Source organism: Salinicola sp. NYA28a (genome assembly GCF_976982775.1).
Genome location: NZ_OZ334582.1, coordinates 546977 through 562760, shown reverse-complemented (window position 1 = coordinate 562760; position 15784 = coordinate 546977). Strand labels below are relative to the sequence as shown.

The window sequence follows — 15784 nt, the reverse complement described above, 5'->3', positions numbered from 1 at the left end:
AGCCGCGCCATGGCGTCACAACGAAGCCATGGCGTATCCAACGGAATAGACTCAAGCGCCACCCGGGCTGGATTTGACGGTCGAGGTTTTTTCCATGCCCTCGTAACTCATGTTGCCATCTGCGTCGATCTTGCAGGTGAGATTATACTTGGCGTTACCCTCGCCAAGCAGATCGACGAGCAGTTCGAACTCCTCTCCCTGTTTGTAGTTCTTGGCGTTGGTCTCGTAGATGGACTTGCCATCTATCTCCTCGGATTGTTCATCCTTCTGCACGGCCAGATCGCGACACTCCTGCGCGAGCTTGGGAGCCCCTTTCTGCTGCACCGCCGTCTCACGAGCATCCTCCTGCTCGTTGGTCTGATCTCCCGACTGCTTGTCCAGATTGGGCTGATCACTCGTCTTGTCCTGTGCCATAGCCACGCCGCCGAACAGCATCGCGCCGAGCACCAACCCCAGGCCGGTATTCATCGTCCCTTTCATCGACATTGCACCTCTCCCTGTTGTGCCGTTTGCTTCCGAAGTATAGGAGAAGGCCAGGTCCTGCAAGGTTACGTTTTGCAATGAATGCTCAGCCCCACAGCCGACGAGTGGCGATGGCAGCCCCTTCGCTCAGCGCCTTGAGCTTGGCCCAGGCCACGTCCTGCGCGACGAACTCGTAGCTCGCGAAGGTGCCGAAGCCGCAGTCGGTGCCTGCCACCACGCGCTCGCGGTCGCCGATGGCCTCCACCGACGCGCAGATGCGGTTGGCGACGACCTCCGGGTGCTCGAGATAGTTGGTGGTGACATCGATCACGCCCGGCATCAGCAGCATGTGATCCGGCAGCGGATGCGTCTTGAACGAGACGGTCTCGTGCTCGTGACGGGGGTTGCCCAGCGGAATGCTCAGCGCACCGACCTTGGCCTGGTAGAGGATCGGCAGCAGGTCCGCCACCGGCACGTCGTCCTGGTGCGGCCCTTGCCAATTGCCCCAGCAGACGTGCAGCCGCACTTTGTTCGCGGGAATGTTCTCCAGCGCCAGATTGATCGCCTCGACGTGCAATTCCACCCGTTCGAGAAAGGTGCCAAGATCGGCATCGCCAAACATGATGACTCGTTCCATGGCGAGATCCGGCGCATCCAGCTGCAGAATGTGCCCGGCTGCGACGATGGCCTCGTACTCCTGCTTCATTTCCCGCGCCACCGCCAGCACGTACTCGCGATCGGTGAGATAGTCGGGGTTGTTCTCCGCCCGCAGCATGGTCGTGGTCACGACGCCAGGAGACGCGGCGGTCATGAAGGTTTCCAGCGGTCGAGGACGGTTGACGAGCGCGGCATCGAACGACGCGAGCTCCGCCTTGACCCCGGCCAGAGTCGGGTCGTACTGGACGGCACGCTGGGCCAGCGGCGTGTTCCAGACCTTGGCGAGATCCTCCGAGACTCCGATCTGACGCGCCATGTGCTCGGCGTAGCCGGGGAAGCGCTGGATATCCAGCGTCGGCTTGCGCCGCCCTTCCCCGCCGAAGCCGGTCATGCGTTCGGTGACGTAGGTCGAGAAGCCGACCCGCGGCGCCTCGCCGTTGTTGATGCTGTCGAGCCCCGCCTCGAACTGTGCGGCGATCACCCCGTCCAGGCAGCGGGCGACCTCGCTATCGAAAGCCGCGGTGTCCACCGGCTTCCCCTGCTCGCGCATGACCAGCAGCTTCGATAGTTCAAGCGTTCGCGGCAGGCTGCCGGTATGCGTGGTGATGATGCGATCGCGACTGGTCTTCATGATCTTTCCTTGGCGTTGTTGGCCGGTTCGAAGGCGGCGAGAGGGTCGGCGGGCGCAGCGCCGCCGAAAACACAGGCCGCCAAGGATACCCAAGCGGCGATGGAGATAGGCGCATGACGGCATGAAAGTTATGCAGCCGCTCCATGAAATGGATTCATGAAAAGACGAGAAACGAATTCGTTAAAAGACGAGAAAAAGCGGTACGCGCGATGAAAAACGCCCCGAGGTCGAAACCTCGAGGCGTTCGTACGGCTAGCGTCGATGCGAAACGGCATCGATCGCCCGGGGCCGGTTCAGTCGTCCAGCGCTTCGGGCAGGTCGGTGACTGCTCCCTTGGACGCCGAACTGACCGTACGCGCATATTTAGCCAGCGTGCCACGGGTGTAGCGCGGTGCCGGACGCTTCCAGGCCGCGCGGCGACGCTCCATCTCGGCGTCGTCGATGTGCAGCGTCATCACGTCGTTCTCGGCGTCAATGGTGATCTCGTCGCCATCCTCGATCAGCCCGATCGGGCCACCGACGAAGGCTTCCGGCGTGATGTGGCCGACCACGAAGCCGTGGCTGCCGCCAGAGAAGCGACCGTCGGTGATCAACGCCACCTTGTCGCCCAGGCCGCGGCCCATGATCGCCGAGGTCGGCGTCAGCATCTCGCGCATGCCAGGACCGCCCTTCGGCCCTTCGTAACGAATGACCACGACATCGCCGGCGACCACGGTCAAATCGTTGATCCGCGCCTGCGCTTCCTCTTCGGAATTGAATACCCGAGCGCGGCCGGTGAAGCGGGTGCCTTCCTTGCCGGTGATCTTCGCCACCGCCCCTTCCGGCGCCAGATTGCCGTAGAGAATGCGCAGGTGGCTGGTCGCCTTGACCGGCTTGTCCAGCGGCTTGATGATCTGCTGATCGACCGGATACGGCTTCACGTCCGCCAGGTTCTCGGCCAGCGTCTTGCCGGTAACGGTGATGCAGTCGCCATGCAGCATGCCGGCATCGAGCAGGATCTTCATCAGCGGCTGGATACCGCCGATCGCCACCAGCTCGCTCATCATGTAGTGGCCGCTGGGGCGCACGTCCGCCAGTACCGGAACGCGCTTGCCGATCTCGGTGAAGTCATCGAGGGAGAGCTCGACACCGACGGTATTGGCGATCGCCAGCAGGTGCAGCACGGCATTGGTGGAACCGCCGAGGGCGATGACCACGGTGATGGCGTTCTCGAACGCCTTGCGGGTCATGATGTCGGACGGCTTCAGGTCCAATTCGAGCAGCTTGAGCACGGCCTCGCCGGCGGCGCGGCAATCGTCGTGCTTGGTCTGCGAGACGGCTTCCTGGGCCGAGGAGTTGGGCAGGCTCATTCCCATCGCCTCGATCGCCGAAGCCATGGTGTTGGCGGTGTACATGCCACCGCAGGAGCCTGGCCCGGGGATCGCGGTCTCCTCGATCTGCTTGACCTCGATCAGCGACTTGTTGCCCTGGGAGTAGGCGCCCATCGCCTCGAACACCGAGACGATATCGGTGTGGCCGGCGCCGGGCTGGATGGTGCCGCCATAGACGAAGATGCCGGGGCGGTCGAGGCGCGCCAGGCCGATCATGCAGCCGGGCATGTTCTTGTCGCAGCCGCCGATGGCGACCACGCCGTCGAATCCTTCGCAGCCGGCTACCGCCTCGATGGAATCGGCGATGATCTCGCGCGAGGCCATGGAGTACTTCATGCCCTCGGTGCCGTTGGCGATGCCATCGGAAATGGTGATGGTGTTGAAGATCACGCCCTTGCCGCCAGCGGCATCGGCGCCGTCGCTGGCCGCTTCCGCCAGCACGTTGATATGGCTGTTGCACGGAGTGACGCGGCTCCAGGTCGAAGCGATACCGACCTGAGGCTTCTTGAAATCTTCATCGGTGAAACCGACGGCGCGCAGCATCGCGCGACTGGCGGCCTTGCCGGGACCATCGACCACCTTGGCGGAATGGCGACGACGGTGATCCGTATTGTCGGGAAAATTGTCGTCCGGGTAATCCTGGCTCATCTAGCGCTCCTGGTTTCGTCTGTTCGCCTCGCGGGCAATCGGCTTGCCACGTCGGGCCAAGGTCGAGCAATGCATGCCGGCGGATTGATGCCGTAAAGGATGACGGCCGGCATGCGTCGAGGTGTCACGGTCACATGACATTGCGCGGGCTTCATGCTTCTTACATCGGGCGGCTCTCGTGAAGCGGCTCTCGTGCAGTGGCTCTGATCTAGTGAAACGACTTGGATAAAGCGACTCGCCACGCCCTGCGCAGAAAAAGGGTGACCCATTGTAGCGGCCCGAAGCGCGCACGGACATCCGACCATGGCGGAAATCGCCCATCTCCTGCGCGCGACCGTCTATGCAATACTGGCGGGCGCCCTGTGCCACCGTCTCCCACCGCAACCCGAGCGAGCCTGCCATGTTCGACTTCAAGGAAATCGAAGCCTTCGTCTGGATCGTACGGCTGGGATCGTTCCGCCTCGCGGCGCGCCATCTCCACCTGACCCAGCCCTCGGTGTCCGATCGTATCGCCAGGCTCGAATCGATCGTCGGCGAGCCCTTGCTGGAACGTACCCAGCGTCCCATCAAGCCGACACCGAAGGGGCGCCAGTTCCACCGTCACGCCTTGCGGCTGATGGAAGCGCGCCAGGAGGCCATGACCATGCTGGAGCTGGCGACTCCCTTCCAGGGCACGCTGCGCCTGGGCGTCGTCGAATCGATCGCCCATAGCTGGCTGCCCGAGTTTCTGGCCGAGCTCTCGCGGCGTTTTCCGGAAATGACGCTGGAGCTCGAAGTGGACAGCTCACCGGGGCTGGCCGCCAAGCTGCACAATCGGGATGTCGACATGGCCTTCCTGATGGGGCCGGTCAACGTCCAGGAAGTGTTCAACCGGTTTCTCTGCCACTACACCATGGGCCTGATCGCGAGCCCGCGACTCGGGCTCGACCCCGCTCACTTCTCCCTTCATCGGGTGCGCGGGCTGCCGCTGATCACCTTCGCCCGCGACAGCCGGCCCTATCGCGAGCTCGGCTCGCTGCTCCACCAGCAGAAACTCGAACACTTAAAGCTGCACTGCTCGAGTTCGCTGTGGACGATCGTGCGAATGACGCTGGATGGTCTCGGGCTCGGCGCCATTCCTCCGCGCCTGGTTCGGGAGGAGCTGGCCGAGGGCAAGCTGATCGAACTGCCCATCGAATTGCCCGAACTCGAGTTCACCGCCTCCTGGCCACAGCATCTGGACAAATCGCTGGCCGAGGGCGTCACGGAATTGGCGATCGAGATCGCCCGGATCGACCAGCAATCCTCGTTGCTAGGCGCCAACCCCGGCAAATGAAAGGTTATTCCTATTCGTTAACATCAAAAAAATCGATTTGCCTTATCGATGGCCGCTTTTTATTGTCGAGACCATAACCACAACCGAGTCATCGACATGACCGCCTCGACCGATCTATCACGACCGTTCGCCGCCCGCCAGGCCATTCGCCGAGGCCAGTGGCAACGTCATACCAGCGGGCTCGCGCCAGGTTACGCCCAGGCCAACCTGGTAATCCTGCCCGCTCGTTACGCCGAAGATTTTCTCCGCTTCTGTCAGCGCAACCCGCGCGCCTGCCCGCTGCTCGACGTTACCGATCCCGGCGATCCACATCCGCGATCACTGGGTGACGATATCGACTTGCGTCACGACGTACCGCGCTACCGCCTTTACCGCGACGGGGTATTGAGCGAGGAACGAACGGATATCGCCGATCTATGGCAGGACGATCTGGTCACCTTCTCGATCGGCTGCTCGTTCTCGTTCGAGGACGCCCTGATCGCCGACGGCCTCGAAGTCCGCCACATCCAGCTCGGTCGCAACGTGCCGATGTACCGCACGCAGGTTCCGCTCGAACCCAGCGGCCCGTTCGGCGGCAATCTGGTCGTCTCGATGCGTCCGTTCAAGCCGGCCGACGCCATCCGTGCCATCCAGATCACCACCGACATGCCACGGGTTCACGGTGCGCCGGTGCATATCGGTCTGCCGGCATCGCTGGGGATCGCCGATCTGGCCCGGCCGGATTTCGGCGACGCCCCGGTCGTCAACGATGACGAGCTGGCGGTTTTCTGGGCCTGCGGCGTGACACCCCAGGCCGCCCTGGAAGCCGCAGGTCTGCCCTTGGCGATCACTCACAGTCCGGGACACATGCTGATCACCGACATCCCCAATCATCGACTGAAGTATGGCTAGAACTGGAAGTACGGCTAGCCCGAGCCAAACGGGCGATTCTCGACGCAACGTCGATAGAACGACACAACCTGGATAGCGCGACACAACATCAACAACGAATGCCAATAGCGAGGCTCACCACCATGATCTGCAATCCTGCAAAATCCCTCCGTCGAACCCGCACCGCGGCTGCAGTGATCGCCGCCGCACTCAGCGCCGGCGTTGCCACCTCGGCAGCGGCGGAAACGTCGCTCAACGTCGTCGGCAGTTGGGGCAGCCTGGAGCTGCATCAGAAGTTCGAGCAGCCGTTCTGGAGCGAGACGCTGCCGGAAGCCAGCGATGGCGATATCACCACCCAGGTCACCAGCTTCGACCAGATGGGCATCGCCAGCGGCGACGTCTTCCGTTATCTCGGTGACGGACTGTTCGATGTCGGCATGACGGTGGGCGATTACACCGTCAGCGATGCGCCGGAGCTCGAAGGTCTCGACCTGCCGATGATGGCGACCGAAACCGACAAGGCCCGGGCGGTCGCGGATGCCTTCCGTCCCATCGCCGAGAAGACGATGAATGAGCGCTTCAACAGCCACGTGCTGGCCATCGTGCCCTACCCGGCCCAGGTCCTGTTCTGCAACACCCCGATTTCGGGTCTTGCCGATCTCGAAGGCAAGAAGGTACGTGGCAGCGGCCGCTCCACCGGTGAATTCCTCGAAGCGCTCGGCGCGCAGAGCCTCAACATTGCGTTCAATGAAGTGCCGGGATCGCTCGAGCGCGGCGTGATCGACTGCGCCGTGACCGGTTCGATGTCCGGCTACAGTGCCGGCTGGTACGACGTGTCGAGCCACATGCTACCGCTGCCCATTGGCGGCTGGGACTACGTCATCACCGCGGTCAACCAGGACAAGTGGAACAGTCTGAGCGCGGACGAACAGCAACTGATCCAGGAGCAGGTCGACAAGCAGTTCACCGCGCCGGTGTGGACGAATTCCAAGACCGAAACCCAGCGCGGCATTGCCTGCCTGACGGGACAGGGCCAGTGCGCGTCCGGCGAGCCGGCCAGCATGACGCTGGTCAAGCCGACCCAGGCCGATATCGACCGTGCCCACCAGGCTCTCGAAGAGATCGTGCTTCCCGCCTGGGCCGGTCGCGTCGATGCCGAAACGATCGAGCAGTGGAACGCCAGTGTCGGCAAGATCGTCGGCCTGCAGGCCGAGACTCCCTGACGACCGCTTTCTCGCGCATCGGCCCGCTCGGGCCGGTGTGCGTGAATCGTTACCTTCGATGGACAGGAACTTCCCATGTCTGCATTGATTCAGGGGCTGGACGGGCTGGTGCGTTTCACTCGCGGCCTGTCGCGGCTCGCCGCCCGCGTGATCGGCTTCGCGCTGCTGGCGGTGGTCATCTTCATTGGTGTGGAGATCCTGCTGCGCAAGCTGGCCGGCCATTCGCTCTCCGGCGTCCACGAGTATTCGGGCTACGTGCTGGCCGTGCTCTCGGCCTGGGGGATTTCCCACACGCTGCTCGAGCGGGCGCACATCCGCATCGATGTCGTTCACGGCCGGTTGCCGCCATTGTCGCAGCACACTCTCAACATCGTGTCGCTGCTGGCACTCAATCTGGTGGCCTGGATGATCGCGCTGAACGCCTATCCGGTGCTGGCCAAGTCCCTCGCCAACGGTTCGACCGCCAACACCCCACTGGCCACACCACTGTGGATTCCTCAACTGCTGTGGGCCGCGGGCTATTGCTGGTTCGCCTTCACCACCAGCGTCATGGGCCTGAGAGTGCTGGTCGCGCTGTTCCAGCGGGACACGGCGACGCTCGATGCGCTGGCCGGCATGGATAACGGCGAACTTTCCGAAGCGCCACTTTCAGAGGAGTCACGCTGATGCTCGGATTTCTCTCGATCGGCATTCTGGTGCTCCTGCTGGCCGGCATTCCGGTGGCGGTCACGCTGTTCCTGCTCGCCTTCGGTATCGACCAGTTCTTCTCGTTCTTCCCGTTGACCAAGGCGTTGGGTCAAAACCTGTGGTCCGCCGCGGACTCGTTTCTGCTGATCGCGATTCCACTGTTCGTGCTGATGGGCGAGATCATCGTGCGCGCCGGCATTGCCGAGAAGGCCTACCGTGCCATGGATCACTGGCTCTCGTGGCTGCCCGGCGGGTTGATCCACGCCAACATCACTACCGCCGCGCTGTTCTCGGCCACCTCGGGCTCCTCGGTCGCCACCGCCGCGACGATCTCCACCGTGGCGCTGCCACAGGGCGACAAGCTCGACTACGATCCTCGCCTCTTCTGCGGCAGCATCGCCGCGGGTGGCACGCTGGGGATTCTGATTCCGCCGTCGATCAACCTGATCGTCTACGGTTTCCTGACCGAAACGTCGATTCCCAAGCTGTTCATGGCGGGGCTGGTGCCCGGCCTGGGCCTTTCGCTGCTGTTCATGGCCGTGGCACTGGTAATGTGCTGGTGGAAGCCGAGCCTCGGCGGCCCGCGCAACGTCGCCAGCTGGAACGCACGGCTGCGCAGCCTGGCCTTCCTGGCTCCGCTGCTGATTCTATTCATCGTGATCGTCGGCTCGATCTACCTGGGCTGGGCCACGCCCACCGAAGCGGCCGCCGTCGGCGTCATCGTCTCGCTGGGACTGGCGGCGGCCAATCGTCGCCTGAATCGTCAGATGCTGACAGCCGCGCTGGACGGTACGGTCAAGACGACCTCGATGCTGCTGTTCATCATTCTGGCGGCCTCGTTTTTGAACTTTGCGCTGACCTCGTCGGGGCTGGTACAGAATCTGACGACGCTGCTGAACACCTACGACCTCTCGCCCTACGGGCTGCTGCTGGCGGTCATCGCGCTGTTCATCGTGCTCGGCTTCTTCATCGAGACGCTGTCGCTGATGGTCATCACCATTCCGATCGTGACGCCGCTGATCGCCGCCGCCGGTTTCGACAAGGTGTGGTTCGGCATCGTCATGATCCTGTTCGTCGAGATGGCGCTGATCACGCCGCCGGTGGGACTCAACCTCTATATCGTCCAGGCCGCCCGGCGCGGCAAGCCGTTCTCGGACGTGATCGTCGGCACCCTGCCGTTCATCGGTGCCATGTTGCTGATGGCCGCCCTGCTGGTGGCTTTCCCCAGTATCGCGCTGTGGCTGCCCGACTCACTATGATCCGCGCGCTGTGAACCTCATTTATCGAATCCGGAAACCTATCTCATGCTGACTTTCGAAACGCCTGAAGACACGCTCACCGTCACGCCACAACGCCTGGCGATCGCCGGCTGGGCCGGCCGCGACCAGGCCGGCGTCCAGCACCACATCGAGGAGTTGGCCGAACTCGGCGTCAAGCCGCCGTCGAGCGTGCCGCTGTTCTACCGCGCCAGTGCACAGCTGCTGACCCAGGCCGAGAACGTCGAGATGCTGGGCGGAGAAGGCTCCGGCGAAGCCGAAGTCTGCCTGGTCAGCGATGGCGATGGCCGCCTGTGGGTGACGCTCGCGTCCGATCACACCGATCGCAAGCTGGAAGCCGTCGGCGTGGCCGAATCCAAGCAGCTCTGCGCCAAACCGGTCGCCACCCAGGCATGGCCGCTGAATGAGGTCCGCGATCATTGGGATTCGCTGGAACTGGCAAGCGAGATCGAAGAAAACGGCCAGACCGTCACCTATCAACAAGGCACGCTCGCCGAGCTGCTGGATGTCGATACGCTGCTGGCCAAACTCCCCGACGCGCTCAAGCAGGGGCAGTCGCTGGCACCCAATACGCTGCTGCTGTGCGGCACGGTGCCGGCCATTGGCGGCATTCGGACCAGCCCGCGCTTCTCGATGACGCTCAACGATCCGGTCCTGAATCGTCGTTTGAGCCACAGCTACATCGTCGTCGAGCTCGAGGTCGCGCAATGAGCCAGCTCGGTGCCGCCAGCGCGTTCTGGGCTCGCCCGCCGCATCAGCGCCGCCTGAGTGACTGGCAGACGGCAGTCGATGCTGGCGATTTCACGCCTGCCCAGGCGCTCGATGCGTTGATCGAGCGGGCGCAGTCGCAGGCCGACGTTACCGCCTCTGCGTTCATCGAATTCGATGCCGACAAGCTGCGCGACCGGCTGATGCGAGTCGATCCGGGCGAATCGCTGGGCGGCGCTCCGATCAGCATCAAGGATCTGTTCGATGTCCGTGGCGAGGTGACCAGGGCCGCTTCCCGGGTGCTGGGTGACAGCGCACCGGCCGTGAGGGACGCGCCCTCGGTTGCCCGTCTGCGTCGCGCCGGGGCGCTGCTGACCGGACGCACCAACATGAGCGAGTTCGCGTTCTCGGGGCTCGGGCTCAACCGGCATTACGGCACGCCGCCCAACCCGTTCGATGCCGAGCGCATCACCGGCGGCTCGACGTCCGGCGGCGCCGCCTCGGTGGCTTTCGGCCTGGCCGCGGCGACGCTGGGCAGCGATACTGGCGGTTCGCTGCGCATCCCCGCCGCATTCTGCGGCCTGACTGGATTCAAGCCGAGTCAGGAAAGTATACCCGGCGAAGGCGCGTACCCGCTGGCGCCGAGCCTGGATTGCGTCGGACCGATCGCGCCCAGCGTCGACTGCTGCGCGCGGCTGTGGTCGATACTCGCCGACCGGCCGATGCCGCCACTGGATGCCTCGCCTCGGCCACTGCGGCTGGCGATCGCCGAAGGCGGTCTGCTGAGCGAACTGGACGATGCGGTCCGTGATGGCTTCGAGGCCGCCGTGGCTGCCCTCGAAGCCAAGGGGTGCCACGTCGAGCGCCTGCCGTTAGCGGCCGTCGACGGCGCGCTGGCGATCAATCAGCAGGGCGGCCTGGTAGTGCCGGAAGCGGCAGCGCTGCATCGCGAACAGCTCGCGCGTGCCGAGGCGGACTACGATCCGCTGATCGCCGAGCGTCTGAACGGCGGTCGGGACATCAGCGCCGCGGACTATCTCCAGCGCCTCTGGCCGAGAGCGGGCTGGCAGCGCCGGTTCGAAGTCGAGATGGCCGGCTTCGACGCGGTACTGCTGCCCACCGTCGCGACGCTGCCGCCCAAGCGGGCCGATCTCGAGAACGACGCCGCCGCGTTCCAACGCGCGAACCGGCTGGCGCTGCGCAACACCAGCGTTTTCAACTATCTCGACGCCGCCTCGATCTCGCTGCCCTACTTTCCTTCAGGCGCGGAACTCCCTATCGGCCTGATGCTGTCTCGACCCCAGGGCGGCGACGAGGTGCTGCTGCAGCATGCCTGCGTGGTGGAAGCGATGCTGAAAGAGTGAGTCGCCTCGGGGAGCCACCGGGCTCCCCGCGATGGCATCAGCGCCTGACGGAACGGAACCAGTCGCCGATGCTGCGGCCGATCTTGTCGATCAACCCCAGCGGCGGCATGGCCGGCATGTAGAAATGATGGATCGTGGAGCCCGTCATTTCTGATGAGACGGGCTTCCGGCAAGCCTCTCTAGCCGCCATGACCTTCTTTCGTCGCTCGTCCCGCTTTTCGTCCGGGCGATATCCGGCCAGCAGCGTTGCCAGGGCGATCAGCGCAAAGACAACGAAGCAGACAGTGTATCCCGCGCTGTCGATCAGATAGCCGGCCAGCGGAGAGCCGACGACCTGACCGATGGCGATCATCAGGAAAGGCAGCCCCAGTCCGATCGCCGGCCGATCCGCGTAGAGCCTCACGCCCCAGACGAGATAGACCCCGGTGAGCATGATGTAGGCGGCGCCGAAGAGCCCCGCGGAGACGAACACCGTCGGCAGGCTCGATGGGCTCAGTACCAGCAGCCATAGCGATAGCGCCAGCATCGCCAGCACCCCGCGATGGACGACGTTGAGCCCAAAGCGCGCGACCAGATCGCCCGTCGCGGCGCCTGCCAGCCCGGCCACGCCTATCAGAATCCACATCACGTTGGCCACGCCCTGCCCGAGATGTCCTCGCGAGAGGATGACGTCGCTGGAGAAGGTCCAGTAGGCAGCGCTGGCCAGGCCCGTACTGGTGGCCGCGACCACGAGCATCAACGCGCGCGGGCGCCAGAGACCGCCACGAGGCTCTTCTTGCCGTGAACCGGATTGGCGGCCGGTGCCGGCATTCGCTCGCGGCATGGTCACTAATAGCAGCAGCGCATTGAGCAGCGCGGCGACGGCAAACGCGGCGTAGGCGAGTCGCCACTGCCCCGTAGCGACGAAGGCCACCGGCCCGGAAACGGCAACACCCAGACTGGTGCCGGCATTGATGACGGTATTGGCACGTCCCTGCCGAGCGGTCGCGATCGACGTCGAGACGGCCTGCGCCATGGGCGGCGATGCCAGCCCGGTGCTCAGCCCCGCGAACAGGATGCCGCCGGCCAGCCAGAGCGCGCTGGTGCTGATGGCGACGATCGTCATGCCACCTGCGGCAACCAGCGCCGCGGCGATCGCCACCCGGCGCGCCCCGAGGCGTTCCACCAGCAGAGCGCTTGCCACGATGGCGAGACAGTAGCCGACGTAGGCACCGCTACCGATGATCCCGGCAATGGCCGGACCGAGACCGACATCCTCGCGCATGCTGGGCAGAAAGAGACCGTAGGCAAAGCGAGCCAAGCCATAACTGACGCCGGTCAGTAGAGTGCCGGCGAGGACTAGGCGCATTTCCGAGTGATTCATGAGGCATTCTCCATTCGAGCATTCACCGTCGCGAGACTGGGGGAAGCCGGTTTGCCGAAGTCGAAGTCCGATCAGATGTAAAACGGTCGTTTTCATTACGGGCGAAAAAAATTCGCCGACTCTGGCGTCGGCCCGTTCGTCGAACGACATGACCAGCTAGCGGCGTCTAGGCGCCCGTGCGGTCTCGACCAATCGATGGGCGGCACGCCGCGCACCGTCGACGGCCGCGCCGCCGCGATAGGTCGCTGCATGGGTCGCGCCCTCGAAAAGCAGCAGAATCGCTTCGGCCAGCTCGTCGTCGCGCCGGCCGATCTCCGCCACCACGATCTCGTCGATTCGCTGCCGCAGTCGCTGCTTGTGTCGCGCCATCGCCTCGGCGATCTCCGGTACGCTACCGCCGGTTTCGCCCCAGGCCCGCAGGAACAGGCAGCCCCGCGCGCCCTCCCGGGCGAACCAGATTTCCAGCGCATCGAACAGCGCGTCGATATTGTCCGCGCCGACGAGCCGATGGAAGCGACGGTCCCGCTCGTTCAGGACGGCGGCCATCAGGCCGTTCTTGCTGCCGACGTGCTTGTAGAGCGTGCGGCTGGAAATCCCGGCGGCCTGCGTCAGCCGGTCCATCCCGGTGGCGGTGAAGCCGTACCGGTCGAACAACTGCTCGGCAGTCGAGATGAGTCGTGTGCGAATATCCATGGCCCCAATGTAAAACGATCACTTTACCCATGCAAGCATCGATGCGCCGATCAACGATGGTAAGATGCCGGCCCATTCAGCGAAGAATCACTCCCCGTGTCGTCAGCCTCGATCTCTCGTCCCCCGCTACCGGCCTGGCTGTGGCTCGTCGCTTTCGGTCTGGCGGCGATCAATCTGCGTGCGCCGATCGTCGTCATCGGGCCGGTACTCGATCCGATCATGTCGACGCTCTCCATCGGCGCGGGAACGGCGAGCCTGTTCACCACCGGGATGATTCTCTGCTTCGGGTTGCTCTCGCCGCTGGCGCCGGGCTTCGCCGATCGCGTCGGCCTCGACCGCGCCATCGCCTGCGCGATCACGCTGATTGCCCTCGGCGGCGTGCTGCGCGGCGTCGAGAGCCTGACGGTCATGCTGCTGGGGACATTGTGCGCGGGGCTGGGCATCGCCTTCGGCAACGTGTTCATGCCGAGCCTGGTCAAGCGCGATCGCGGCGACCGGCTGGGCCGCACCATGGGGCTATACACGGTGATGATGGGCGTCGGCGCCACGATCAGTGCCGGTAGCGCCATTCCGCTGGTGAATCTCTCGGGGAGCTGGTCAACGCCGATCTGGCTATGGGCTGCCTTCGGCATCGGCTCCGCCATCGTGTGGTGGCGCGTGGCGCTCTCGCTGGCGCCCGAGGAACCGGCCGCCACGCGCCGGCCGCCGATGTCGCGCCTGTTCAGAAGCCCGGTGGCGTGGACGTTGACGCTGTTCATGGGCGCCCAGTCGCTCAGCTTCTACACCCTGCAGACCTGGGTGCCGGCGGTGGCGATCCAGGCCGGCGTCCCGGTGGCGACCGCCGGGATCATGCTGTCGCTGATCAACCTCACCAGCATTCCGGGCAGCTACATCGTCGCGCGCTTGGCATCGAGGCTAACGCATCACAGCCTGCTGGTGCTGGGGCTCTGCTCGCTGGTGGCGCTGGCGCTGTTCGGCCTGCTGCTTGCGCCCACGGCCTCCCCGCTGCTGTGGGCACTGCTGCTGGGTGCCGGCCAGGGCGGCTGTTTCAGTTTCGCGCTGACCATGATCGTACTGCGTACCCGACAGCCCCAGCACGCGGCGATGCTGTCGGGCATGTCCCAGAGCATCGGCTACCTGATGGGTGCCAGCGGGCCGCTGCTGTTCGGCGCACTGCACGGGCTGAGCGGCGACTGGCAGCTGTCGCTGATCTTCCTGATCGTGCTGCTGGCCGGGCAGAGCGTGGCCGGCGTGCTGATCGGCCGGCCCAGGATGGTCAAGCTGGGAGACGACTGACCAGGAACGGCTTTCCAGAAACGAGACGTCCGGCTGCCGGACGGTTTCTCCCTTCCATTGCTCTCGGTAAAGTCGGGACATGCCTTTGCTTTGCAATCCCCCGCCGCCTTCTATGCTGTAGAACACTATTCCCCGGAACAGACCCGGAACGGGCTTCGCTCAGGCACGAGCGCGATACGTCAAGGGCCGGCAAGGAGAGCGACATGGGTATCAGGCTGAAGCATCTCGAAGATCAGGTCGTCGTGATTACCGGCGCGACCTCCGGCATTGGGCTCTCCACGGCGCGCATGGCCGCCGATCGGGGGGCGCGCCTCGTGGTGTCGGCGCGTAACGAGAATACGCTGATTCGACTGGTGGAGGAGCTTCGCCAACGGGGCGCGGAGGCGGTTCATGCCGTGGCCGATGTGGGCGATCCCGCTCAGGTACATGGCATTGCCGAGACCGCCTTCAACCATTTCGGCGGCTTCGATACCTGGATCAACAATGCGGGCGCGTCGCTTTACGGCTATATGCTCGATGTGCCGCTGGAGGATCATCGCAAGCTGTTCGAGACCAATTTCTGGGGCATCGTCCACGGCTCGCTGGAGGCGGCGCGTTATCTCTCCACACGCACTGCGGGCCATGGCGGCGCGATCATCAATCTGGGCTCGCTGGTATCGGATCGCGCGATTCCGATCCAGGGCATGTATTCCGCCTCCAAGCATGCCGTCAAGGGCTTCACCGATTCGCTGCGCGTGGAGCTCGAAGCCTTGGGCGCGCCGGTATCGGTCACCCTGGTCAAACCCGGCAGCATCGCCACGCCCTATGCCGAACATGCCCACAACCTGCTCGAGCAGGAGCCCAGCCTGCCGCCGCCGCTTTACGAGCCGAGCATCGTCGCCAAGGCGATCCTGCATTGCACCGTTCATCCCCGACGCGACATTCGCGCCGGGGGCGGCAGCAAGGCGATCGCGATGCTCGACTACTTCGCGCCGCGCCTGACCGATCGCCTCATGGGCGGCATGATGATCGATCAGCAGAAGTCCGGGCGTGCGGAGCATCGCCAGTCATTCGCGCTACATGAGCCCGGGACCGAGATGCGCGAGCGGGGGAACTACCCGCATCATGTCTGCAAGACCAGCCTCTACACCGAGGCCTCGATGCATCCTGTCATCACCACGACGGTCATCGCGGGGGCGCTGTTCGGCCTCGCGGCGCTGAGCCGGCGTCGGCGGTTCTGA

At 64.5% G+C, this 15784-nt stretch carries 14 protein-coding genes; 9 read left to right on the top strand and 5 right to left on the bottom strand.

The genetic code is table 11. The annotated features are described in order from the left end of the window. Nucleotides 1–51: 51 nt before the first annotated feature. The 3 genes from ACWHY3_RS02675 to ilvD all read right to left on the bottom strand — a co-directional run bounded on the left by ACWHY3_RS02675 (nt 52) and on the right by ilvD (nt 3768). Complete coding sequence (locus tag ACWHY3_RS02675) at nt 52–486, bottom strand: hypothetical protein (protein ID WP_322528780.1); 435 nt, start codon at nt 484–486, stop codon at nt 52–54. Nucleotides 487–568: 82 nt separating this feature from the next. Further along, nucleotides 569–1750 carry a methionine synthase gene (locus ACWHY3_RS02670; RefSeq protein WP_087719057.1) on the bottom strand — a complete coding sequence of 394 codons (1182 nt, stop codon included), beginning with the start codon at nt 1748–1750 and terminating at the stop codon, nt 569–571. 293 nt (nt 1751–2043) lie between these two features. Next, nucleotides 2044–3768, bottom strand: coding sequence for a dihydroxy-acid dehydratase (ilvD, locus tag ACWHY3_RS02665; protein ID WP_448127510.1), 1725 nt, complete (start codon nt 3766–3768; stop codon nt 2044–2046). A gap of 400 nt (nt 3769–4168) precedes the next feature. Between ilvD and ACWHY3_RS02660 the strand changes: the two genes are divergently transcribed. From ACWHY3_RS02660 to ACWHY3_RS02630, 7 genes are all read left to right on the top strand, one after another. After that, nucleotides 4169–5083: a LysR family transcriptional regulator gene (locus ACWHY3_RS02660; protein WP_448127509.1), complete on the top strand. Its 915-nt coding sequence runs from the start codon at nt 4169–4171 to the stop codon at nt 5081–5083. 96 nt (nt 5084–5179) lie between these two features. Further along, nucleotides 5180–5974, top strand: a complete 795-nt coding sequence (locus ACWHY3_RS02655) for a putative hydro-lyase (protein WP_332779044.1) — start codon at nt 5180–5182, stop codon at nt 5972–5974. A 122-nt stretch (nt 5975–6096) separates the two neighbouring features. Further along, nucleotides 6097–7176, top strand: a complete 1080-nt coding sequence (locus ACWHY3_RS02650) for a TRAP transporter substrate-binding protein (protein WP_332779045.1) — start codon at nt 6097–6099, stop codon at nt 7174–7176. Nucleotides 7177–7251: 75 nt separating this feature from the next. Beyond that, nucleotides 7252–7842 carry a TRAP transporter small permease subunit gene (locus ACWHY3_RS02645; RefSeq protein WP_071232774.1) on the top strand — a complete coding sequence of 197 codons (591 nt, stop codon included), beginning with the start codon at nt 7252–7254 and terminating at the stop codon, nt 7840–7842. Beyond that, entirely contained in the window at nt 7842–9122 is a 1281-nt protein-coding gene (locus ACWHY3_RS02640) for a TRAP transporter large permease (RefSeq protein WP_332779046.1), read from the top strand. Before ACWHY3_RS02645 ends, ACWHY3_RS02640 begins: the two co-directional genes overlap by 1 nt. A 45-nt stretch (nt 9123–9167) precedes the next feature. Then, nucleotides 9168–9851, top strand: coding sequence for a DUF2848 domain-containing protein (locus ACWHY3_RS02635; RefSeq protein ID WP_332779047.1), 684 nt, complete (start codon nt 9168–9170; stop codon nt 9849–9851). Next, nucleotides 9848–11212 carry an amidase gene (locus ACWHY3_RS02630; RefSeq protein ID WP_448127508.1) on the top strand — a complete coding sequence of 455 codons (1365 nt, stop codon included), beginning with the start codon at nt 9848–9850 and terminating at the stop codon, nt 11210–11212. Before ACWHY3_RS02635 ends, ACWHY3_RS02630 begins: the two co-directional genes overlap by 4 nt. 37 nt (nt 11213–11249) lie before the next feature. On the opposite strand, the gene ACWHY3_RS02625 is transcribed toward ACWHY3_RS02630, so the two are convergent. Both ACWHY3_RS02625 and ACWHY3_RS02620 read right to left on the bottom strand, forming a co-directional pair. Beyond that, complete coding sequence (locus ACWHY3_RS02625) at nt 11250–12575, bottom strand: MFS transporter (RefSeq protein ID WP_448127507.1); 1326 nt, start codon at nt 12573–12575, stop codon at nt 11250–11252. 156 nt (nt 12576–12731) lie between these two features. After that, the gene (locus ACWHY3_RS02620; protein WP_087719067.1) at nt 12732–13268 is read right to left on the bottom strand and encodes a TetR/AcrR family transcriptional regulator; all 537 of its coding nucleotides are present in this window, start codon (nt 13266–13268) and stop codon (nt 12732–12734) included. A gap of 96 nt (nt 13269–13364) precedes the next feature. On the opposite strand from ACWHY3_RS02620, the gene ACWHY3_RS02615 reads away from it, so the two are divergent. Together ACWHY3_RS02615 and ACWHY3_RS02610 are read left to right on the top strand one after the other, a co-directional pair. Continuing rightward, a complete protein-coding gene (locus tag ACWHY3_RS02615) occupies nt 13365–14564 on the top strand; it encodes an MFS transporter (RefSeq protein ID WP_448127506.1) in 1200 nt (399 codons plus the stop codon). 203 nt (nt 14565–14767) lie between these two features. Continuing rightward, nucleotides 14768–15784: an SDR family oxidoreductase gene (locus tag ACWHY3_RS02610; protein WP_087719069.1), complete on the top strand. Its 1017-nt coding sequence runs from the start codon at nt 14768–14770 to the stop codon at nt 15782–15784.